Origin of the sequence: Dyadobacter arcticus (genome assembly GCF_011762185.1) — a bacterium.
Taxonomy (GTDB): domain Bacteria; phylum Bacteroidota; class Bacteroidia; order Cytophagales; family Spirosomataceae; genus Dyadobacter; species Dyadobacter arcticus.
Genome location: NZ_JAASQJ010000001.1, coordinates 1,143,708 through 1,159,607 on the forward strand (window position 1 = coordinate 1,143,708; position 15,900 = coordinate 1,159,607).

Below are 15,900 nucleotides of genomic sequence, written 5' to 3' on the forward strand. Positions count from 1 at the left end.
GATCTTTAAAAGAATATTTTGCATAATTGCCGGATTTTAAAACGTTGTCTACTCACTTAAACGCTACTCTAATGGTAAAACGTCTCTCCTTTCTCATGATGACGCTGGCATCACTGTTGCTGATTACGAACTCCTGCGTGGATCATGACATGCCATCCGTTCTGCCTGAGTTAAAAACACTTGAAGTTACAGCCCCTCCGTCCCGGGTAAAATGTGGTACTTATTTTTCAGTTGATATTGTTAGTCTTGGAACTACGGCGGTTAAAGAATACGGCGTTGTTGTCAGCGGGAACGGTTTTAGCGCCACGCATGCGGTCCCGGAGCTTAATATTGACTATAAATTAATGTTTGACTTACCCTTCGTAACTGGGATAAAGTACAAGGAAGGGCCACAAATTTGTGTCAACAACATCTATTATCGGGCTTATGCGATTTTGGTAGACGATACTGTTGTGTATGGTAATACTCTGCATTATTTTGATAACTAGAAAAGGCCTTTCTTTTCAGGTTAGTCCAATAAATGTGTTAGCTGTCCGATTTCGGACAGCTAATTTTTTTGTATTGAGTATAAATAATTGATTATCAGACATATAATGTTTTGGTACAAAATTAATAATATGGCTAAAAGCTGTCGTGTATAAAAGCCACTTGTCCCCCATGCTAACAAACTATATAAAAATCTCCCTCCGGAATGTTCTGAACAATAAGGTTTATTCCGGGATTAATATTGCTGGGTTGTCTATTGGGCTTTCTTGCTGTTTGGCGATAGGGTTATATATTTTTGATGAGCTTTCTTTTGATCGCTTTCATGTGCATTTCGATAGCACTTACCGTCTGATCGAAAAGCAAAAGCAATCGGACGGGTTGTCTACGGTAGCGGTTACGCCCGGGCCGCTGGCGCCCACGATGTCAAAGGATTTTCCGGAAGTGATGGAAACAGCGCGTGTCGGGCTTTGGAGTGGGATACTATCCAATGGAAAGCAGGTTTCGGAATCCGAAAATATGCTGATCGTTGATCCTTCGTTTTTCAAGGTTTTCACGTTTCCGCTCGTGGCTGGTAATGTCAATAAGGTATTCCGGGGAATCAATGAGGTCATTATCAGCGAGGTGATGGCCGGACGTTTGTTTGGTCCGAACTGGAAGCGCGCAGCCATTATTGGTAAAACCGTTTCCTTAAACAATGATCAGGCGCTGACATTGGTTGGTGTGGCGAAAAACCCACCGGCGAATTCACACCTGCAATTCGATGTACTGCTGCCATTCAATTATCTGGTGAGCATCGACGAGTGGAGCAACAAATGGAACAGCAATAATTTTCATACCTACATCCGTCTTCGCCCGGAGACGAATGCGGCATCTTTTGAAGAGAAAATCAAGTTACAGGTTAACCGATATACGGACGGAAATGACGTAACGCTGCTTTTACAGCCGCTGGCGGACATTTACCTCAAATCAAAATTCGACTTTAAAACCGATTGGGGGAAGCGCAGCGAAATCTTGTATGTGCGGATATTTCTGACGGTTGCCCTGATTATCCTGCTCATTGCAGTTGTGAATTTCGTAAACCTAGCCACCGCTCGTGCTTCCAAACGGGCAAAGGAAGTAGGTGTGCGTAAGACCGTCGGCGCACAAAAGTCGAGCCTGATTATTCAGTTTCTAAGCGAATCTTTTTTGATGACGATTTCGGCGGTGGGCGTCGCGCTGATTTTAGCCCAGGCGTATCTTCCTGCCTTTAACACATTGTCGGGTAAGCAGTTAAGCTTGCCAATAGAATCGGTAAATTTCTGGCTGGCACTTACCGCAATCACATTGGTGGTTAGTTTTCTGACAGGACTGTACCCCGCTTTTTTCCTTTCCGCATTTCGCCCCGTGAGCGTTTTAAAAGGTGTTTTTGATATAAAATCAGGAAAATCTTTTCGCCAGTCGATGGTCGTCGGACAATTCACATTATCAATTGCATTGGCGATTGGGACGCTTGTGATATACCAGCAGCTCAATTTTATCCAGAACAAGAAGCTGGGTTTTGATCAGTCACAATTGATGTTTGTCAGCCTGAAGGGAGAATTAAAAAGCAAGGCGATCGCATTCAAACAGGACATGATGCATTTGGCGGGTGTGGAACGTGCCTCCGCTACAACCAGCAATCTGGTGGACGTTACCAATTCCACCAAAATTGAATGGGAAGGACAGGCGCCTAAAGATGAGTTTTTGATTACCCAAATGAACATCGACGGAGATTTTCTCCAAACCACCGGTATGTCACTCGCAGCCGGCCGCAATTTTTCTGATCGGATCAGCGCAGATACCTCTGGCGCCAATGGCAACTACATCATAAACGAAACTGCTGCAAAACGGATGGGCTGGACTTCAGAATCCGCATTGGGCAAGACCGTTAAATTCTGGGGATCGGCGGGGAAGATTGTAGGCGTTTTTAAGGACTTCCATTTCAGGCCGCTGCAAGTAGCTATTGAACCTTTTATTTTCAGGTACCGGCCTGTCAATTTTTATTTCAGTTTGCTAATCAAAACAAAGCCAGGTTCCTTGAAAAACACATTAGCGGAAATTGGGAAAGTTTATAAAAAATATGACCCGAATTACCCGATCAGCTATGGTTTTGTAGATCAGGAATTGAAAACGCTATATAAAACCGAACAGCGTACCGGAGAGATCGTACTGAATTTCTCAATGCTGGCGATCTTGATTTCTTGCCTGGGCTTATTCGGCCTGGCAACATTCACTGCTGAACAGCGAACCAAGGAAATCGGCGTCAGGAAAGTATTGGGGGCCTCCATTGCGGGAATTGTCGGCTTGTTATCCAAAGATTTTCTAAAACTGGTAGCCATCGCAATCGTAATTGCATCGCCGGTTGCATGGTGGCTGATGAACCAATGGCTGCAAGGATTTGCCTACCGTATTGACATTGAATGGTGGATGTTCGCAGCAGCAGCAATATCAGCAGTCCTGATCGCAATAGCGACTGTCAGTTTTCAAAGTATCAAGGCAGCATTGATGAATCCAGTGAGGGCGCTGAGGAGTGAATAGGAAATTTGGAGGAAGGGAGGAGAGAGGAAGGGTTATTTTCTCAATTTTCGCCACCTATAATCCGGCAGCCACTTAATCACCCAACCTTTAATTATAGTCGATCAAATTATTTAACCTTTTTCCCTCATCCCTTTCCTCCCCTTACTCCTTATTCCCCTTTTCTAATATGCTCTCCAACTACCTCAAAATCGCCTTCCGCAGCCTTTTGAAAAACAAGGGTTATTCTGCTATTAACATTGGCGGGCTCGCTGTGGGTATGGCCATAGCAATGCTGATTGGCCTCTGGGTCTATGATGAGTTTACTTACGACAGGTACCATCGCAACTACGATCGGCTGGCCCAGGTGATGCAGCATCAATCTTTTAATGGCACAAAGGGAACTGAAAAGTCCATCCCCATTCCTTTGGCCTCTGAATTGCAAAACCGCTATGGAGCGGATTTCAAGCGTTTGGCCATGGTAAGCTGGGCAGGCGGGCATATTTTGGCTTATGGGGAAAAGAAAATTTCCAAATCCGGACACTTCATGGATGTGGCGATGCCCGAAATGCTTTCGCTGGAAATGGTGAAAGGCGATTATGGAGCGCTTAAAGAGACAAATTCTATCATGCTATCCGCCAGAACTGCTTCAGCGCTTTTCGGAACTGCTGACCCAATGGGCAAGACGCTCCGGTTAGATAACAAGATGGATGTCAGGGTAACTGGTATCTATGAAGACCTGCCTTTTAATACAGAATTCCGTGACCTTGCGGTCATCATACCCTGGGAACTGTTTGTTTCTTCGCAACCCTGGGTGAAACGGGCGCGGGACGAAAACCAGTGGGATAATAATTCGTTTCAGCTTTTTGCAGAAGTTGGCGAGCATGTGAATATGGATAAGCTGAGCGCCAAGATTAAGTTCTCCAAACGCAACAGAATGAGAAAGGATGAGATCGCATCGAAACCGGAGATTTTCCTTCATCCAATGAGAAACTGGCACCTTCGCTCTAATTGGGTTGAGGGGATTAATAGTGGCGGTTTCATCCAATATGTTTGGCTTTTTTCAATTGTCGGCGTATTTGTGCTGATGCTGGCTTGCATTAATTTTATGAACCTCAGCACAGCCAGATCTGAAAAACGCGCCAAAGAAGTGGGGATACGCAAGGCAGTCGGATCGCTTCGCGGCCAGCTCGTCAACCAATTTTTCAGTGAATCTTACCTGGTCGTGGTTATCGCCTTTTTCTGCGCCGTTATCCTGGCGACTACATTGCTACCATCATTCAATGAAATTGCATTCAAAAAAATCGAATTCCCTTGGGCACAGCCCGTTTTCTGGATTATCAGCGCAACTTTTATTTTCGTCACAGGCCTTCTTGCTGGAAGTTATCCCGCATTGTATTTGTCTTCTTTTCAACCTGTCAAAGTTCTTAAAGGAACATTTCGGGCTGGCAAGTTTGCGTCGGTTCCCAGGAAAGCATTGGTTGTTCTTCAATTCACCGTTTCCATCACATTGATTATCGGTACCGTCATTGTTTACCAGCAGATACAGCATACTAAAAACCGTCCGCTGGGTTATGATCACAACGGTCTAATCATGACCTCGGTCACTGCACCGGAATTTTCTGAAAAGGCAGATCTGATTTTGTCTGACTTGAAAAATTCGGGAGCAATTGCTGAGGTGGCATTGTCTTCCAGTCCGCTGACCGGCGTATGGTCCAACAACGGGGGATTTAGCTGGCCGGGTAAGGACCCTAATCTGCAGGCAGACTTTGGAACGATATGGGTTACCCGCGATTTCGGGAAAACGGTGGGCTGGAAATTCAAAGAAGGTCGTGATTTCTCAAAGGAATTTAGTACCGATTCTTCCGCGCTGGTAGTTAATGAAGCGGCAGTTAAATTTATGGGGATCAAAGAGCCCCTGGGTAAAGTAGTCCAATGGGGTTTCGGAAAAGAGGTGGAATATTATACGATCATCGGGGTTATCAAGGATATGATCATGGACTCGCCTTATGAGCCGGTGAAGCAGATATTTTATTTCACAGGCAAGGCGAGCAGCTTTATGAACGTGAAGCTCAGTCCAACAAAAAGCGCCACCGAATCCATTGCTGCTGTGGAAGCTGTTTTGAAAAAGCATGTTCCCGCCGCGCCATTTGAATATCAGTTTGTAAATGAGGAGTATGGAAAGAAATTTTCTTCAGAAGAGCGCATTGGTAAACTGTCCGCCATTTTCGCCGGACTGGCCGTTTTCATATCCTGTTTAGGCCTTTTCGGCCTGGCTTCATTCGTTGCCGAGCAGCGGATCAAGGAAATTGGCGTACGAAAAGTGCTTGGCGCTTCTATTCTTAACCTGTGGCAGCTGATGTCCCAGGACTTTGTGTTACTGGTTATCATTTCCTGTCTGATCGCCAGCCCGATCGCCTATCACTTCCTGAACGACTGGTTATTAACCTATAAATACCATACGGTAATTCAATGGTGGATATTCCCATCAGCCGCCTTCTGCGCCACGCTGATCACGGTTTTGACAGTAAGTTACCAGGCAATCCGGGCAGCGTTGATGAACCCGGTGAAGTCGCTTAGGAGTGAATGAAAAATTGGAATAAGGGGAAGAAGGGGAGGAGGGAGGAAAGGGTCGGAATTTTCTTCTTGCATACTAAAATTCTCAATTTCCAAGAAGAAGTAGCAAAACATTAACCCACTAACCTTTTCCCTTTCCTCCCTTTCCTTCATTAAACATTTTAGCCCCCATCCACCCATGATTCGAAATTATTTAAAAATCGCCTGGCGGAATTTGGCCAATAATAAAGTTTACAGCCTGATCAACATTCTTGGGTTGGCGATTGGGATTACTACCTGCACGCTTATAAGCCTTTACGTAATTGACGAGGCAGGTTATGATAGACAATTTGCCGACGGTGAGCGTATTTACAGGGTTGCGTCGGATGTGAAAGGGGAAAAGTGGGTTGCAGCAGCGGCTCCGGTTGCAGAGGGATTGAAAAAGGATTATCCGGAAGTAGAACAGGTAACGCGGCTATTGAGAATGCCGGGAGTTGATAAATTCCTTCTCAACTATGAGCCAAATCAAAAGAAATTTTATGAGACCAATGGTTATTACGTCGACTCGACATTCTTCCAGCTTTTTAATTACAGCTTCAAATTTGGTGACAAGCTAACTGCTTTTAATGAGCCAAACACCATTGTGGTTTCGACGGAAATCGCTTCCAAGCTGTTTGGGAATGCCGATCCTGTCAACAAAGTGATTAAAGTAATGCTACCTTTTGGAGAAAACAGTTATACCGTAAAAGGGGTGTTTGAAACTCACGGCGGCAAATCGCACATTCCGGCGCATATGTTTCTTTCAATGAATAACAGCGATGCGGGTCAATGGGTGAAAAGGCAGACTAGCTGGGCCAACAACAGCATTTTTCACACTTACGTCAAACTGAACAGAACAAGTGACCCGGCCATATTTGAAAGGAAACTGAAAGATTTTTTTGAACGGAATGGCGTAGAGGAATTTAAGACGGCTGGCTTCGTTAAAACGCTATTTCTTCAGCCGTTGCAAGACATCTATCTGCATTCCAACTACGAATTTGAGATTGCGCCCAATGGGAATATCAAATACCTCTACATCTTCGGCTCGGTTGCGGCCTTTTTACTCTTCATAGCCTGCATTAATTTCATGAACCTGAGTACCGCGCGAAGCGAAAAGCGTGCAAAGGAGGTGGGGTTAAGGAAGACAATCGGTGCAGTGAAAAGCAGCCTGGTCGGTCAGTTTTTGGGTGAATCCTTATTAATGAGCCTGCTGGCGCTGACGATTTCGTTTCTGCTTATACAATCACTAATGCCCGTTTTCAACCAGATCACAGGCAAGACGCTTGCCCTTTATGACCAACCTGAGATATTTTCCTGGTTACTAGCCCTCACGTTGTTAACCGGTTTGCTATCAGGCTTGTATCCGGCGTTCTATCTGGCCTCTTTCACCCCAATATCGGTTTTAAAAGGATTAAGAACTAATATCTCTGCGGTATTGATCCGGAAAGGGTTGGTGGTTTTTCAATTTAGTATTTCGATGATACTCATTCTCGGCGCCCTGCTGATTGGCCGCCAAATGGATTATCTCAGCAACCGGAATTTAGGTTTTAACAAAACTCAAAAGCTCATTTTTCCCATTCAGAGCATTGAGTCTTCCGACCATCTGAAAGCTCTGAAAAATGAACTTGCAAACGATCCGGAAGTGGTTTCTTCCGCAAAAGGCTCAACATATCCGGGTATTGAGAATATACAGGGAATGCTTTTCTACGGAGAAGGGAAATCGGCCGTCGAAAATATTGAATTAAGTACGGCAAGCATAGAGAGTGATTACATCAAGACATTGGGCATTCAGTTGCTGAGAGGAAGAGGGTTTTCAGAAGAATTCAAGGCCGATTCCAATGCGGTAGTATTGAATGAAACTGCGTTGACCAAGCTAGGCTACACGCTCGACAATGCGGTTGGAAAAAAGGTGTTTTATGATTTTCAAAATCAACGCATCGCCATGAACGTCATTGGTGTTGTGAAAGACTACCATTTTGATGGTTTGCAAAAAGAGATCAGGCCGCTCGCACTCACCATTTCCCCATTTTTCAGCGCAGCAAGCAGCTATTTGATCGTCAATGTGAAGACAAGTAACTATTCGAAAATGATTGGAAAAATCAGTAAGCTTTGGCAAAAAATCAATCCAAATACACCTTTTGAATATTCATTTCTCGACCAGGATTTTCAGAAAAATTACGAAAAAGAAGAGCGGACTTCCCAACTGATCAGCTATTTCGCATTTGTCGGAATTTTCATCGCCTGTCTCGGACTGTTCGGGTTGGCTACCTTCACAGCCGAGCAGCGTACTAAGGAAATTGGTGTGCGAAAAGTATTGGGCGCTTCGGTGCTAAGCATTACCAAATTGCTATCGGGTGATTTTCTGAAACTGGTTTTTATTGCAATCCTCGTTGCCTCGCCGCTTTCCTGGTGGGTCATGGATAAGTGGCTTTCCAATTTTGCATTCAAAACGGCAATCACATGGCAGACTTTTGCAATAGCAGGTTTTCTACTTATCCTAATGTCTTTAATTACAATAGGTTACCAAACTATCCGGGCATCGTTAATGAATCCGGTGAAGAGTATGAGAAGCGAGTAGGCTGGTAGCTTTTTGCGACTAGCCTACTCGCTTTTTTAATGATATAGTCTCAATTTAAACTAAAAACAGCTAACAGCTAACAGCTAAATCAGCCAAAGAACCATGTTCAGAAACTATCTAAAAATTGCCCTGCGGGGGCTTGTGAAGAATAAGGGTTACTCGGCCATAAATATTGGCGGGTTGGCTTTGGGTATGTCGGTGGCTATCCTTATCGGTCTGTGGATCCATGATGAGCTTTCTTTTGATAAACACCACAAAAACTATGACTGCATTGCCAAAGTAATGCAGTTTGTCACTTTTGATGTGGAAAAGGTGAGTTTTGATGTGACACCTATACCTATGGCCGAGGAACTGCGAAACAAATATCCGGAATTTGAAAAGGTCAGTTTGCTGAAAGGCGTACAGGGCGTACTCGGTTTGGGGGAGAAAAAATTTGAGAAGTCAGGGTTCTATGTGGAGCGCGCATTTTTAGAAATGATGACCCTCAAAATGTTAGCGGGTTCTCATAATAGTTTGGAGGAACAAAATTCGATTTTGCTTTCTGAATCGATGGCAAAAGCTTTTTTTGGAACAGAAAATCCATTGAACAAGCTGATTAAATTCAATAATAAAATCGATGTTAGGGTAACCGGCACCTACGAAGATTTTCCGGATAACAGCAGTTTCAATGATCTGACATTCCTTTTGCCGTGGGAATTATTGATATCAACGGATGGCGGTGCCAGACGGGCGCAAACAGATTGGGATGAAAACTCGTATCAGGTTTATGCTCAATTAAAAAAAGGGGCGGATTTTGGAAAGGTTTCTGCGAAGATCAAGGACGTCCGTATGAAACAGGACAATCCGCCTGGTTACCGGCCTGAGTTTTTCCTGCAACCGATGAGCAAATGGCATCTTCGCTCGGAATTTAAAAATGGCGTAAATACCGGCGGATTGGTCACATATGTCTGGCTGTTTGGGATTATTGGCGTTTTTGTCTTGCTGCTGGCCTGCATCAATTTTATGAACTTGAGCACAGCGCGTTCGGAAAAAAGAGCGAAGGAAGTAGGTATCCGCAAGGCAGTCGGTTCCATGCGCGCGCAGTTGGTTAAGCAGTTTTTTAGTGAATCTTTTCTGGTCGTATTGCTGGCATTTGGCATTTCGCTTTTGCTGGCATTGCTCATTATGCCATTTTTTAATGAGGTAGCAGCTAAAAAAATAAGCATTCCCTGGTCTAATGCCTGGTTCTGGCTGGCTGGATTCGGTTTCAGCTTCATCACAGGCGTTGTAGCCGGCAGTTATCCTGCGTTCTATCTATCTTCATTTCAGCCGATCAGGGTATTAAAAGGGGGCGGGTCATCACTCCGGGTCAGTTTCGGAAGGTTTGCAGCGCTTCCGCGAAAAGTGCTGGTGGTATTGCAGTTCACAGTCTCCGTCACACTGATCATTGGTACGATCGTTATTTTCCGACAAATTAATCACGCTAAAAACAGGCCGGTCGGCTACAACCGGAACGGGTTGATCGAGGTTTCTATGAGCACGGACGATCTTTATGGCCACTTTGATGCATTGCGAAATGATCTGTTGAATACCGGCTCCGTGAAAGAGTTGGCCGAATCGTCGGGATCGGTTACAATACAATATGGAGGTACAACTGATATATCGTGGCCGGGCAAAAAGCCCGACGAACATCCGCTTATGAAAGCCAATTCAGTCAGCCATGAATATGGAAAAACGGTGGGATGGAAATTGGTAGCCGGAAGGGACTTTTCGCGTAACTTCTCTACGGATTCGGCGGCGATCATTCTGAATCAGACCGCTGTGAAGGTCATGGGCCTGAAAAAACCATTGGAAACACTTATTCGAAGGGCTGGGAAGCAATATAGAGTGATTGGAATTGTGCAGGATATGATCAAAGAGTCGCCATTTGCGGAGATCAGCCCATCTTTTTTTGTGATTGACTATAAAGGTGTGGATGTGGTAACACTCAGGCTTGCGCCGGAGAAAAGCGCCAGTGAATCCATCTCGAAAGTTGAAAAGATTTTCAAGGCATATAGTCCGGCCAGTCCGTTTGAATACAAGTTTGTGGATCAGGAATTTGGAAAGAAATTCGGGGATGAGGAAAGGATCGGCAAGCTGGCCACCTCCTTCGCGATTTTGGCTATATTCATTTCATGTCTCGGGCTTTTCGGCCTGGCATCATTCGTGGCAGAACAACGTACCAAGGAGATAGGTGTACGAAAAGTATTAGGTGCGACCGTCGCGAACCTGTGGCAGCTGCTTTCAAAAGATTTTGTGGTTTTGGTAATCATTTCATGCTTTATAGCAGGCCCGGTCTCCTGGTATTTCATGAATGGCTGGCTGAAAAATTACACCTATCATACCGAAATCTCATGGTGGATCTTCGCTGCAACCGCCCTCGGCGCATTGGGAATCACGTTGCTAACCGTAAGCTTCCAGGCTATCAGGGCGGCATTGATGAATCCGGTGAAGTCGTTGAGGAGTGAATAGCAATTAGCTGTTAGCTAAAATTTTGTTAACCAGGTTACGAAGTAATGATTTGATATAATTAAAGCTAAAAGCTAATCGCTAAAAGCTAAGAAGCTAAAAAGCCAACAAAGCCATGAGGATTGCATTGAAATTACCTGTCCCGGTATAAGGAATTACTTGCAACCTGTTTAACTTGCAAGGTAATCTCAATGTTTAACATGCTTGCGTTCAGAGTTTTCATTGTTACCGCCATTTCGCTAGCGTTTGTATCTTTCGAAGTAGCATTTGGGCAGCAAAATCTATCAAAAGCAGGGCTGGAAGCTGACTTAGAGGCAGGTGCGATTTACTCTTCTTCACCCTACACGCCTTTCTGGCTTCGGACAGGACAGTTTGGAGTAGTTCCTTTTTATTCACCTGCAGGAATTCTTCAAGGCGCAATTAAAAAGAGATACGTCTTTTTCGACAGCCTTTCCAATCGCCCCAGAAAGCTGGATTGGAGCGCTGGCATTAACCCGGTTGGTAGTTATGATAAGCGCAATAAATTACAGGTCATCCTTCCCGAAGCTTTTGCAAGTGTCCGTTTTAAAAACACCGAGTTATATGTGGGCAGGAGGAAAGAATTGATGGGGCTGGGTGACTCCACTTTGTCGTCCGGGTTTTATTCGGGATCGGGCAATGCGCTTCCCATTCCTAAAATCCAGATCGGTACTATTGGTTTTACACCACTGAAATTTACCCGCAACTTTCTTGCAGTCCACGCCGGATTTGCGCATGGCTGGCTTCACGCGTCCAATCTGGACGGGGTCAGGCTGCATCAAAAATTTCTTTATTTCAGGTTAGGTAAACCCAAATCGAATGTTAAATTCCTTTTCGGTCTTAATCACAATGTAATGTGGGCGGGGCATTCCGAAGATCTGAAACAGCATCCTGAACTTGCACTAGACGGGAAATTGCCATCCTCCTGGAAATTTTATCCCAACGTTGTTTTCGCTTATACTTCCAAGAATTGGTTTGAAAAAAACGGGTATGGTGCATTTGATAGCTACCGGCTGGGAAATCATTTGGGCAGCTACGATTTTGCCATTCAAGCGAAGCTGAAAAATTCAAAACTTTTTGTTTATCATCAGCATCCCTTTGAAGATGTTTCGAGCATGCTTTTCAAAAATTTACCGGACGGATTATATGGCATTAACTTCAAACCCAATGCATCCACTTTTCGGTCGGGCTTTCATGTAACTGCGCTCACGCTGGAATTCCTGACGACAAAGGACCAGTCGGGATCTTCATTTTACATTCCAGGAAGTACTTACCAAGGGGCGGACAATTATTTCAATCATAGTCAATATACCGAAGGGTGGTCGTATTATGGACGGACGATCGGTACTCCATTTATTTACCCGGGACAAGACATGGTCAAAGCTTATGATGTTGCTGGACGGCCTTTTCCGAATAACCGGCTCAATATGTGGTATGTTGGGGTGCAAGGCGCGGTGCGCAAATCATGGTTGATTACATTAAGAAGTTCTTTCAGCAGGAATTATGGCACGCCAGGTTTTGGTTTCAATCCGGTAAGGCACCAATTGTCTTCTCTTTTGTCGGCCCAATACCAGTTTGTACATTTGAAAAACACGAGCATTATAGCCAAACTTTCCATTGACCGCGGTGATATCTTCACAAAAAGCACCGGCGGCTACCTGGGTATTCGCAAGCATTGGTAGTACTCAAAAGGCCTTTTTAACACATTGTCCAACGCTGAACAGAGCTGTCCGAAAACGGACATTTCTAGCCTGTAATAGAGGGATACTGATTTGATTTTCAGTAGTTTAAATCGTCTGGCATAACTTTGTTAATTTTGCTTTGTTACCGCAGAATTTAGGTTTTTTTGTAAAGAAAAGGCCAAAAGCCATCAGTCGAAACCCAGCAGCATGAACTTTTAAATTTACTATCCCATGAGTCACATTGCTATCCCTATCCCGCCGCTTCCAGGTAAGCAGGAGATCAAAGTTGAAGTTACCATCAATGGAATTAAGCAAAGTTTATTTTATCGCGTTGAGCTGTTTTACTGGGAGGATTGTTCTAATCCGGTAGGGCACCGTGCCGATTGCATCAGCGAAATGCTTTCACACCATGACCCGGAGTGGACAGTATATTACATCGGCGCACCAACCGACGATTTCGTCCCGATTACCTTTGTAAAAAAGGAAAGCAGGAACCTACTGAAACATGCTGTTGCGTAGAAAGACTGCCTGCAAATACGATTTTGGCACTGTCGATCGAATGCCGATAAGCGCAGATCGAGTCAAAGGTCTTTTTCAAAGTAAACCGCACCTTCGTGCGGATTGTAATTATACGGTTTGGTTTCTTCAAAGCCAAATGATTTGTATAATGCAACAGCGGCAGGCATCTTAGGGCCAAGTGTATCCAGCTTTACAAGTTTGTAGTTCAGGAGAGTTGCTTTTTCTATCAATGTAAGAAGCAATGCCTTTCCAATCCCTTTTCCCTGAAAATCTGGCCGGATATACATTCGCTTCACCTCACAGGTATTTGCATTTTCTATCTGGCGTAAACCGGCCGCACCTACGAATTCGCCGGCATTTTGCGCCAGAAAAAGCGCACCCCTGGGCGGACCATACATTTGCGGCAAAATGGTTAGTTCATTTTCAAAGCTTTGGAAAGAGAGTGTGAAATCGAGAGAATTGGCATATTCCCTGAAAAGTGCTGCTGCGGCCTGGTAATCAGCATCCGTTGTAGCCTGAATGATCTGAAACATGGATTGCGACTATTTTTTATCCAAAAGATCACTTGCTTTAATCTGATTGCTCAGCAATTTTTCAAAAAGCTCCCAGCGAAGTTTTGGCGCGTTGGCAGTTCCGCCCTGCCTTTCAATGTAATTTTTCACCAGATCCTGACCATAATTGTAGTTGATTACATAACTGCGGTACTTTTTGATAAATCGTAAGTAATCGATCGCGCCTTTTTCGGTGAGCAGGCAGTAATCGGTCAGCCAGCGTTTTGCGTCTGGTTCATTCATAGATTTGTTGAGCAAGCCTCGGGCTACTTCATTTCTGGCATAACTCAAACTGGACCTGATTTCAAGGGCTTCAAAATAGGCGTCTGTTTTGTCAGAATCGAGCCCGGCCAGCGGCAGAAGAACATTTTTGCAAAATTCCTTTTGTTCATCACCGGGAAATGCCACGGAAATGCCATAATTGGCGCTCCCTTCTGCAATAAGTGATTGGGGACTAAATAATGGATAAAGGGATATTTCAGTCCAGCCTTTTTCGCGGAAAAGTTTTTGTTCCAGCATTGCATTGAAAACGTGGTGGCCCGGATACCCTTCGTGACAAGCCAGGTCTATAGCCCGTTCTATAAAAATGGGTTGGCTGACATTGATCTGGATGACGCTATTGTAATTTCCTTTGTACCAGTTATAGCCCGACCAAGGCTTATCGGTAACATATTCAAGCGTGAATTTTTCGTTGGAAGGAAGCTTGTAATGCTGCAGTGTTCTTTTCCGTGCTTCGGCAATCGCAGCCCTGAAAATGGTGTCAATTTTTTCTTTGGGAATTAGGAAATGGCTGGCGAGGCTCTGATAACGTTCAGGTAATGTGCCTTTGCCAGGCAGAATGCTATCGAGCCTTGAGATCAGTTCCTTAAAATGTGTTTCTGTGTAAACCGGCGCTACGGCATCGAAAAGTTCTTTTGATTCAATATCAAATGCTGCCTCTTCCCCTGAAAATATCCTGATTCTTCTTTCAAAGGCTGTCAGCTGCGAAATTAGAAAACCTGCCCGTCCTGAGACGGTGTCATTTTTAGATTTCGATTTGAGGTCAGTCAGCGCTTTTTTCAATGCTTCCACTTCTTGAATAAACTTATCTTTTAGGAAAAGTGAATCGGTAATTGCTGCTGGTTTCAGCGAATCAGGGCCATAAAATGCGTCCACAAAATCACTATCATACTGGCCGATCTTCAGGCCAAGGGTGACATACTTTCGGGCAATCTGATCAAGGGATTGACTTTCTTCAGATTCTTTTTCTCCGGACGTGCATGCAAACAGGAATAACGGGATCATTGCAAAAAGGATGGTTTTCAAGGACATAAGACGGCACATTATATATGATCCTAAAAGTAAGATTTTCTGGCAGAAGCTGAAAATTGTGGAGCCGTTAGTTCCAAATGTAGGCTATCAGAAGATGTGATCCCCAAATTGTGAGAATTATACCCAATAGGATCTGTTCAATGATTGGAATAGGATTAGTAACTGAACCTCGCATACCAGACTACAGTAAACCTCTACATATCTTAATTGTCAATAGCATAATGAGTACTAAATCTACCTACACAGAGCAAGAACTGATTTCATTGCTCAAAAGCAACAACCGTGAAGCCTTTGAATATTTATACGACCATTATTCTCCCGCGCTTTACGGGATTATTTTAAAGATCGTAAAGGATGAGGATTCTGCTGCGGACGTGATGCAGGATGCGTTTCTAAAAATCTGGAAAAATATTGGAAGTTATAATGCTGAAAAAGGGACCTTATTTACCTGGATATTGAATGTTGCCCGCAATACCGCAATAGACAGATTACGGTATGAATTTAAAACCGACAAAATATTGCATTTGGATAGTGTCTCGGATGGCCAGCTGATAGGCGCCAGCATTTTTAACCCGATACCTGCGACCATTGATCTAAGATCCATTGTTGAAAGATTACTTCCCGAACGAAAAATTCTAATTGATCTCGTCTATTTTCAGGGTTACACGCATGAGGAAGTATCTCAAAATCTAAGTATTCCATTAGGGACGGTGAAGTCAAGAATACGCAAAGCATTGCAGGAATTGAGAGAAGTATTCTCAGTCCAACAAAACGAAGTAATATTTGCCTGACATTCCTCCATGTTATTCTTCGTTCCTGTAGAAATAGGTTGAATTGCCATTGGTAACTCAATTTCCCTAAAAAAATCTTCTCATACAGATTCTGTTTCAAACAGATCAATCGTGCATTGTAGTAATACCGCAAGATCTGCACGACAATTTCCCTTAAAATCCAAATTTTTTGTAGCTAGAATACCGTAAATGGTTAACTACGCTTTTACAAAGCCTACAAAACCAAAATAACATTTGTAGAAGCGCCATTTTTCTGAAAAAAAATTTTGTCGAAATTCTTCAGTGTGGGCTAAGCCTTGTCCACGCATCCCGCTTCATTGGCTAGAAGGTATTTTCAGTAGGTATCAGCC

At 44.0% G+C, this 15,900-nt stretch carries 10 protein-coding genes; 8 read left to right on the forward strand and 2 right to left on the reverse strand.

What is annotated here, in order from left to right:
• Positions 1-71: 71 nt before the first annotated feature.
• From FHS68_RS04845 to FHS68_RS04875, 7 genes are all read left to right on the forward strand, one after another.
• A complete protein-coding gene (locus FHS68_RS04845; protein ID WP_167267725.1) occupies positions 72-488 on the forward strand; it encodes a hypothetical protein in 417 nt (138 codons plus the stop codon).
• A 169-nt stretch (positions 489-657) separates the two neighbouring features.
• Entirely contained in the window at positions 658-3,042 is a 2,385-nt protein-coding gene (locus tag FHS68_RS04850; RefSeq protein ID WP_167267727.1) for an ABC transporter permease, read from the forward strand.
• Between the two features lie 166 nt (positions 3,043-3,208).
• Entirely contained in the window at positions 3,209-5,608 is a 2,400-nt protein-coding gene (locus tag FHS68_RS04855; protein WP_167267729.1) for an ABC transporter permease, read from the forward strand.
• A 165-nt stretch (positions 5,609-5,773) separates the two neighbouring features.
• Positions 5,774-8,191, forward strand: a complete 2,418-nt coding sequence (locus tag FHS68_RS04860) for an ABC transporter permease (protein ID WP_167267731.1) — start codon at positions 5,774-5,776, stop codon at positions 8,189-8,191.
• A gap of 102 nt (positions 8,192-8,293) precedes the next feature.
• A complete protein-coding gene (locus tag FHS68_RS04865) occupies positions 8,294-10,681 on the forward strand; it encodes an ABC transporter permease (RefSeq protein ID WP_167267733.1) in 2,388 nt (795 codons plus the stop codon).
• A gap of 197 nt (positions 10,682-10,878) precedes the next feature.
• Positions 10,879-12,378 carry a capsule assembly Wzi family protein gene (locus FHS68_RS04870; protein WP_167267735.1) on the forward strand — a complete coding sequence of 500 codons (1,500 nt, stop codon included), beginning with the start codon at positions 10,879-10,881 and terminating at the stop codon, positions 12,376-12,378.
• Between the two features lie 231 nt (positions 12,379-12,609).
• On the forward strand, positions 12,610-12,897 hold the full coding sequence (locus FHS68_RS04875; RefSeq protein ID WP_167267737.1) for a hypothetical protein: 288 nt from the start codon (positions 12,610-12,612) through the stop codon (positions 12,895-12,897).
• A gap of 62 nt (positions 12,898-12,959) precedes the next feature.
• On the opposite strand, the gene FHS68_RS04880 is transcribed toward FHS68_RS04875, so the two are convergent.
• Both FHS68_RS04880 and FHS68_RS04885 read right to left on the reverse strand, forming a co-directional pair.
• Positions 12,960-13,430 carry a GNAT family N-acetyltransferase gene (locus FHS68_RS04880; RefSeq protein WP_167267739.1) on the reverse strand — a complete coding sequence of 157 codons (471 nt, stop codon included), beginning with the start codon at positions 13,428-13,430 and terminating at the stop codon, positions 12,960-12,962.
• Positions 13,431-13,439: 9 nt separating this feature from the next.
• On the reverse strand, positions 13,440-14,759 hold the full coding sequence (locus FHS68_RS04885) for a hypothetical protein (RefSeq protein ID WP_229211767.1): 1,320 nt from the start codon (positions 14,757-14,759) through the stop codon (positions 13,440-13,442).
• 221 nt (positions 14,760-14,980) lie between these two features.
• Here FHS68_RS04885 and FHS68_RS04890 point away from each other — a divergent pair, with 221 nt between their 5' ends.
• Positions 14,981-15,550, forward strand: a complete 570-nt coding sequence (locus FHS68_RS04890) for an RNA polymerase sigma factor (protein ID WP_167267741.1) — start codon at positions 14,981-14,983, stop codon at positions 15,548-15,550.
• The last annotated feature ends 350 nt before the right edge of the window (positions 15,551-15,900 follow it).

What these genes read in the sequence shown, in the direction of transcription:
- FHS68_RS04845 (WP_167267725.1), top strand. Translation starts at nt 72, where the DNA reads ATGGTAAAACGTCTCTCCTTTCTCATGATGACGCTGGCATCACTGTTG.
- FHS68_RS04850 (WP_167267727.1), top strand. Translation starts at nt 658, where the DNA reads ATGCTAACAAACTATATAAAAATCTCCCTCCGGAATGTTCTGAACAAT.
- FHS68_RS04855 (WP_167267729.1), top strand. Translation starts at nt 3,209, where the DNA reads ATGCTCTCCAACTACCTCAAAATCGCCTTCCGCAGCCTTTTGAAAAAC.
- FHS68_RS04860 (WP_167267731.1), top strand. Translation starts at nt 5,774, where the DNA reads ATGATTCGAAATTATTTAAAAATCGCCTGGCGGAATTTGGCCAATAAT.
- FHS68_RS04865 (WP_167267733.1), top strand. Translation starts at nt 8,294, where the DNA reads ATGTTCAGAAACTATCTAAAAATTGCCCTGCGGGGGCTTGTGAAGAAT.
- FHS68_RS04870 (WP_167267735.1), top strand. Translation starts at nt 10,879, where the DNA reads ATGCTTGCGTTCAGAGTTTTCATTGTTACCGCCATTTCGCTAGCGTTT.
- FHS68_RS04875 (WP_167267737.1), top strand. Translation starts at nt 12,610, where the DNA reads ATGAGTCACATTGCTATCCCTATCCCGCCGCTTCCAGGTAAGCAGGAG.
- FHS68_RS04880 (WP_167267739.1), bottom strand. Translation starts at nt 13,430, where the DNA reads ATGTTTCAGATCATTCAGGCTACAACGGATGCTGATTACCAGGCCGCA.
- FHS68_RS04885 (WP_229211767.1), bottom strand. Translation starts at nt 14,759, where the DNA reads ATGTCCTTGAAAACCATCCTTTTTGCAATGATCCCGTTATTCCTGTTT.
- FHS68_RS04890 (WP_167267741.1), top strand. Translation starts at nt 14,981, where the DNA reads ATGAGTACTAAATCTACCTACACAGAGCAAGAACTGATTTCATTGCTC.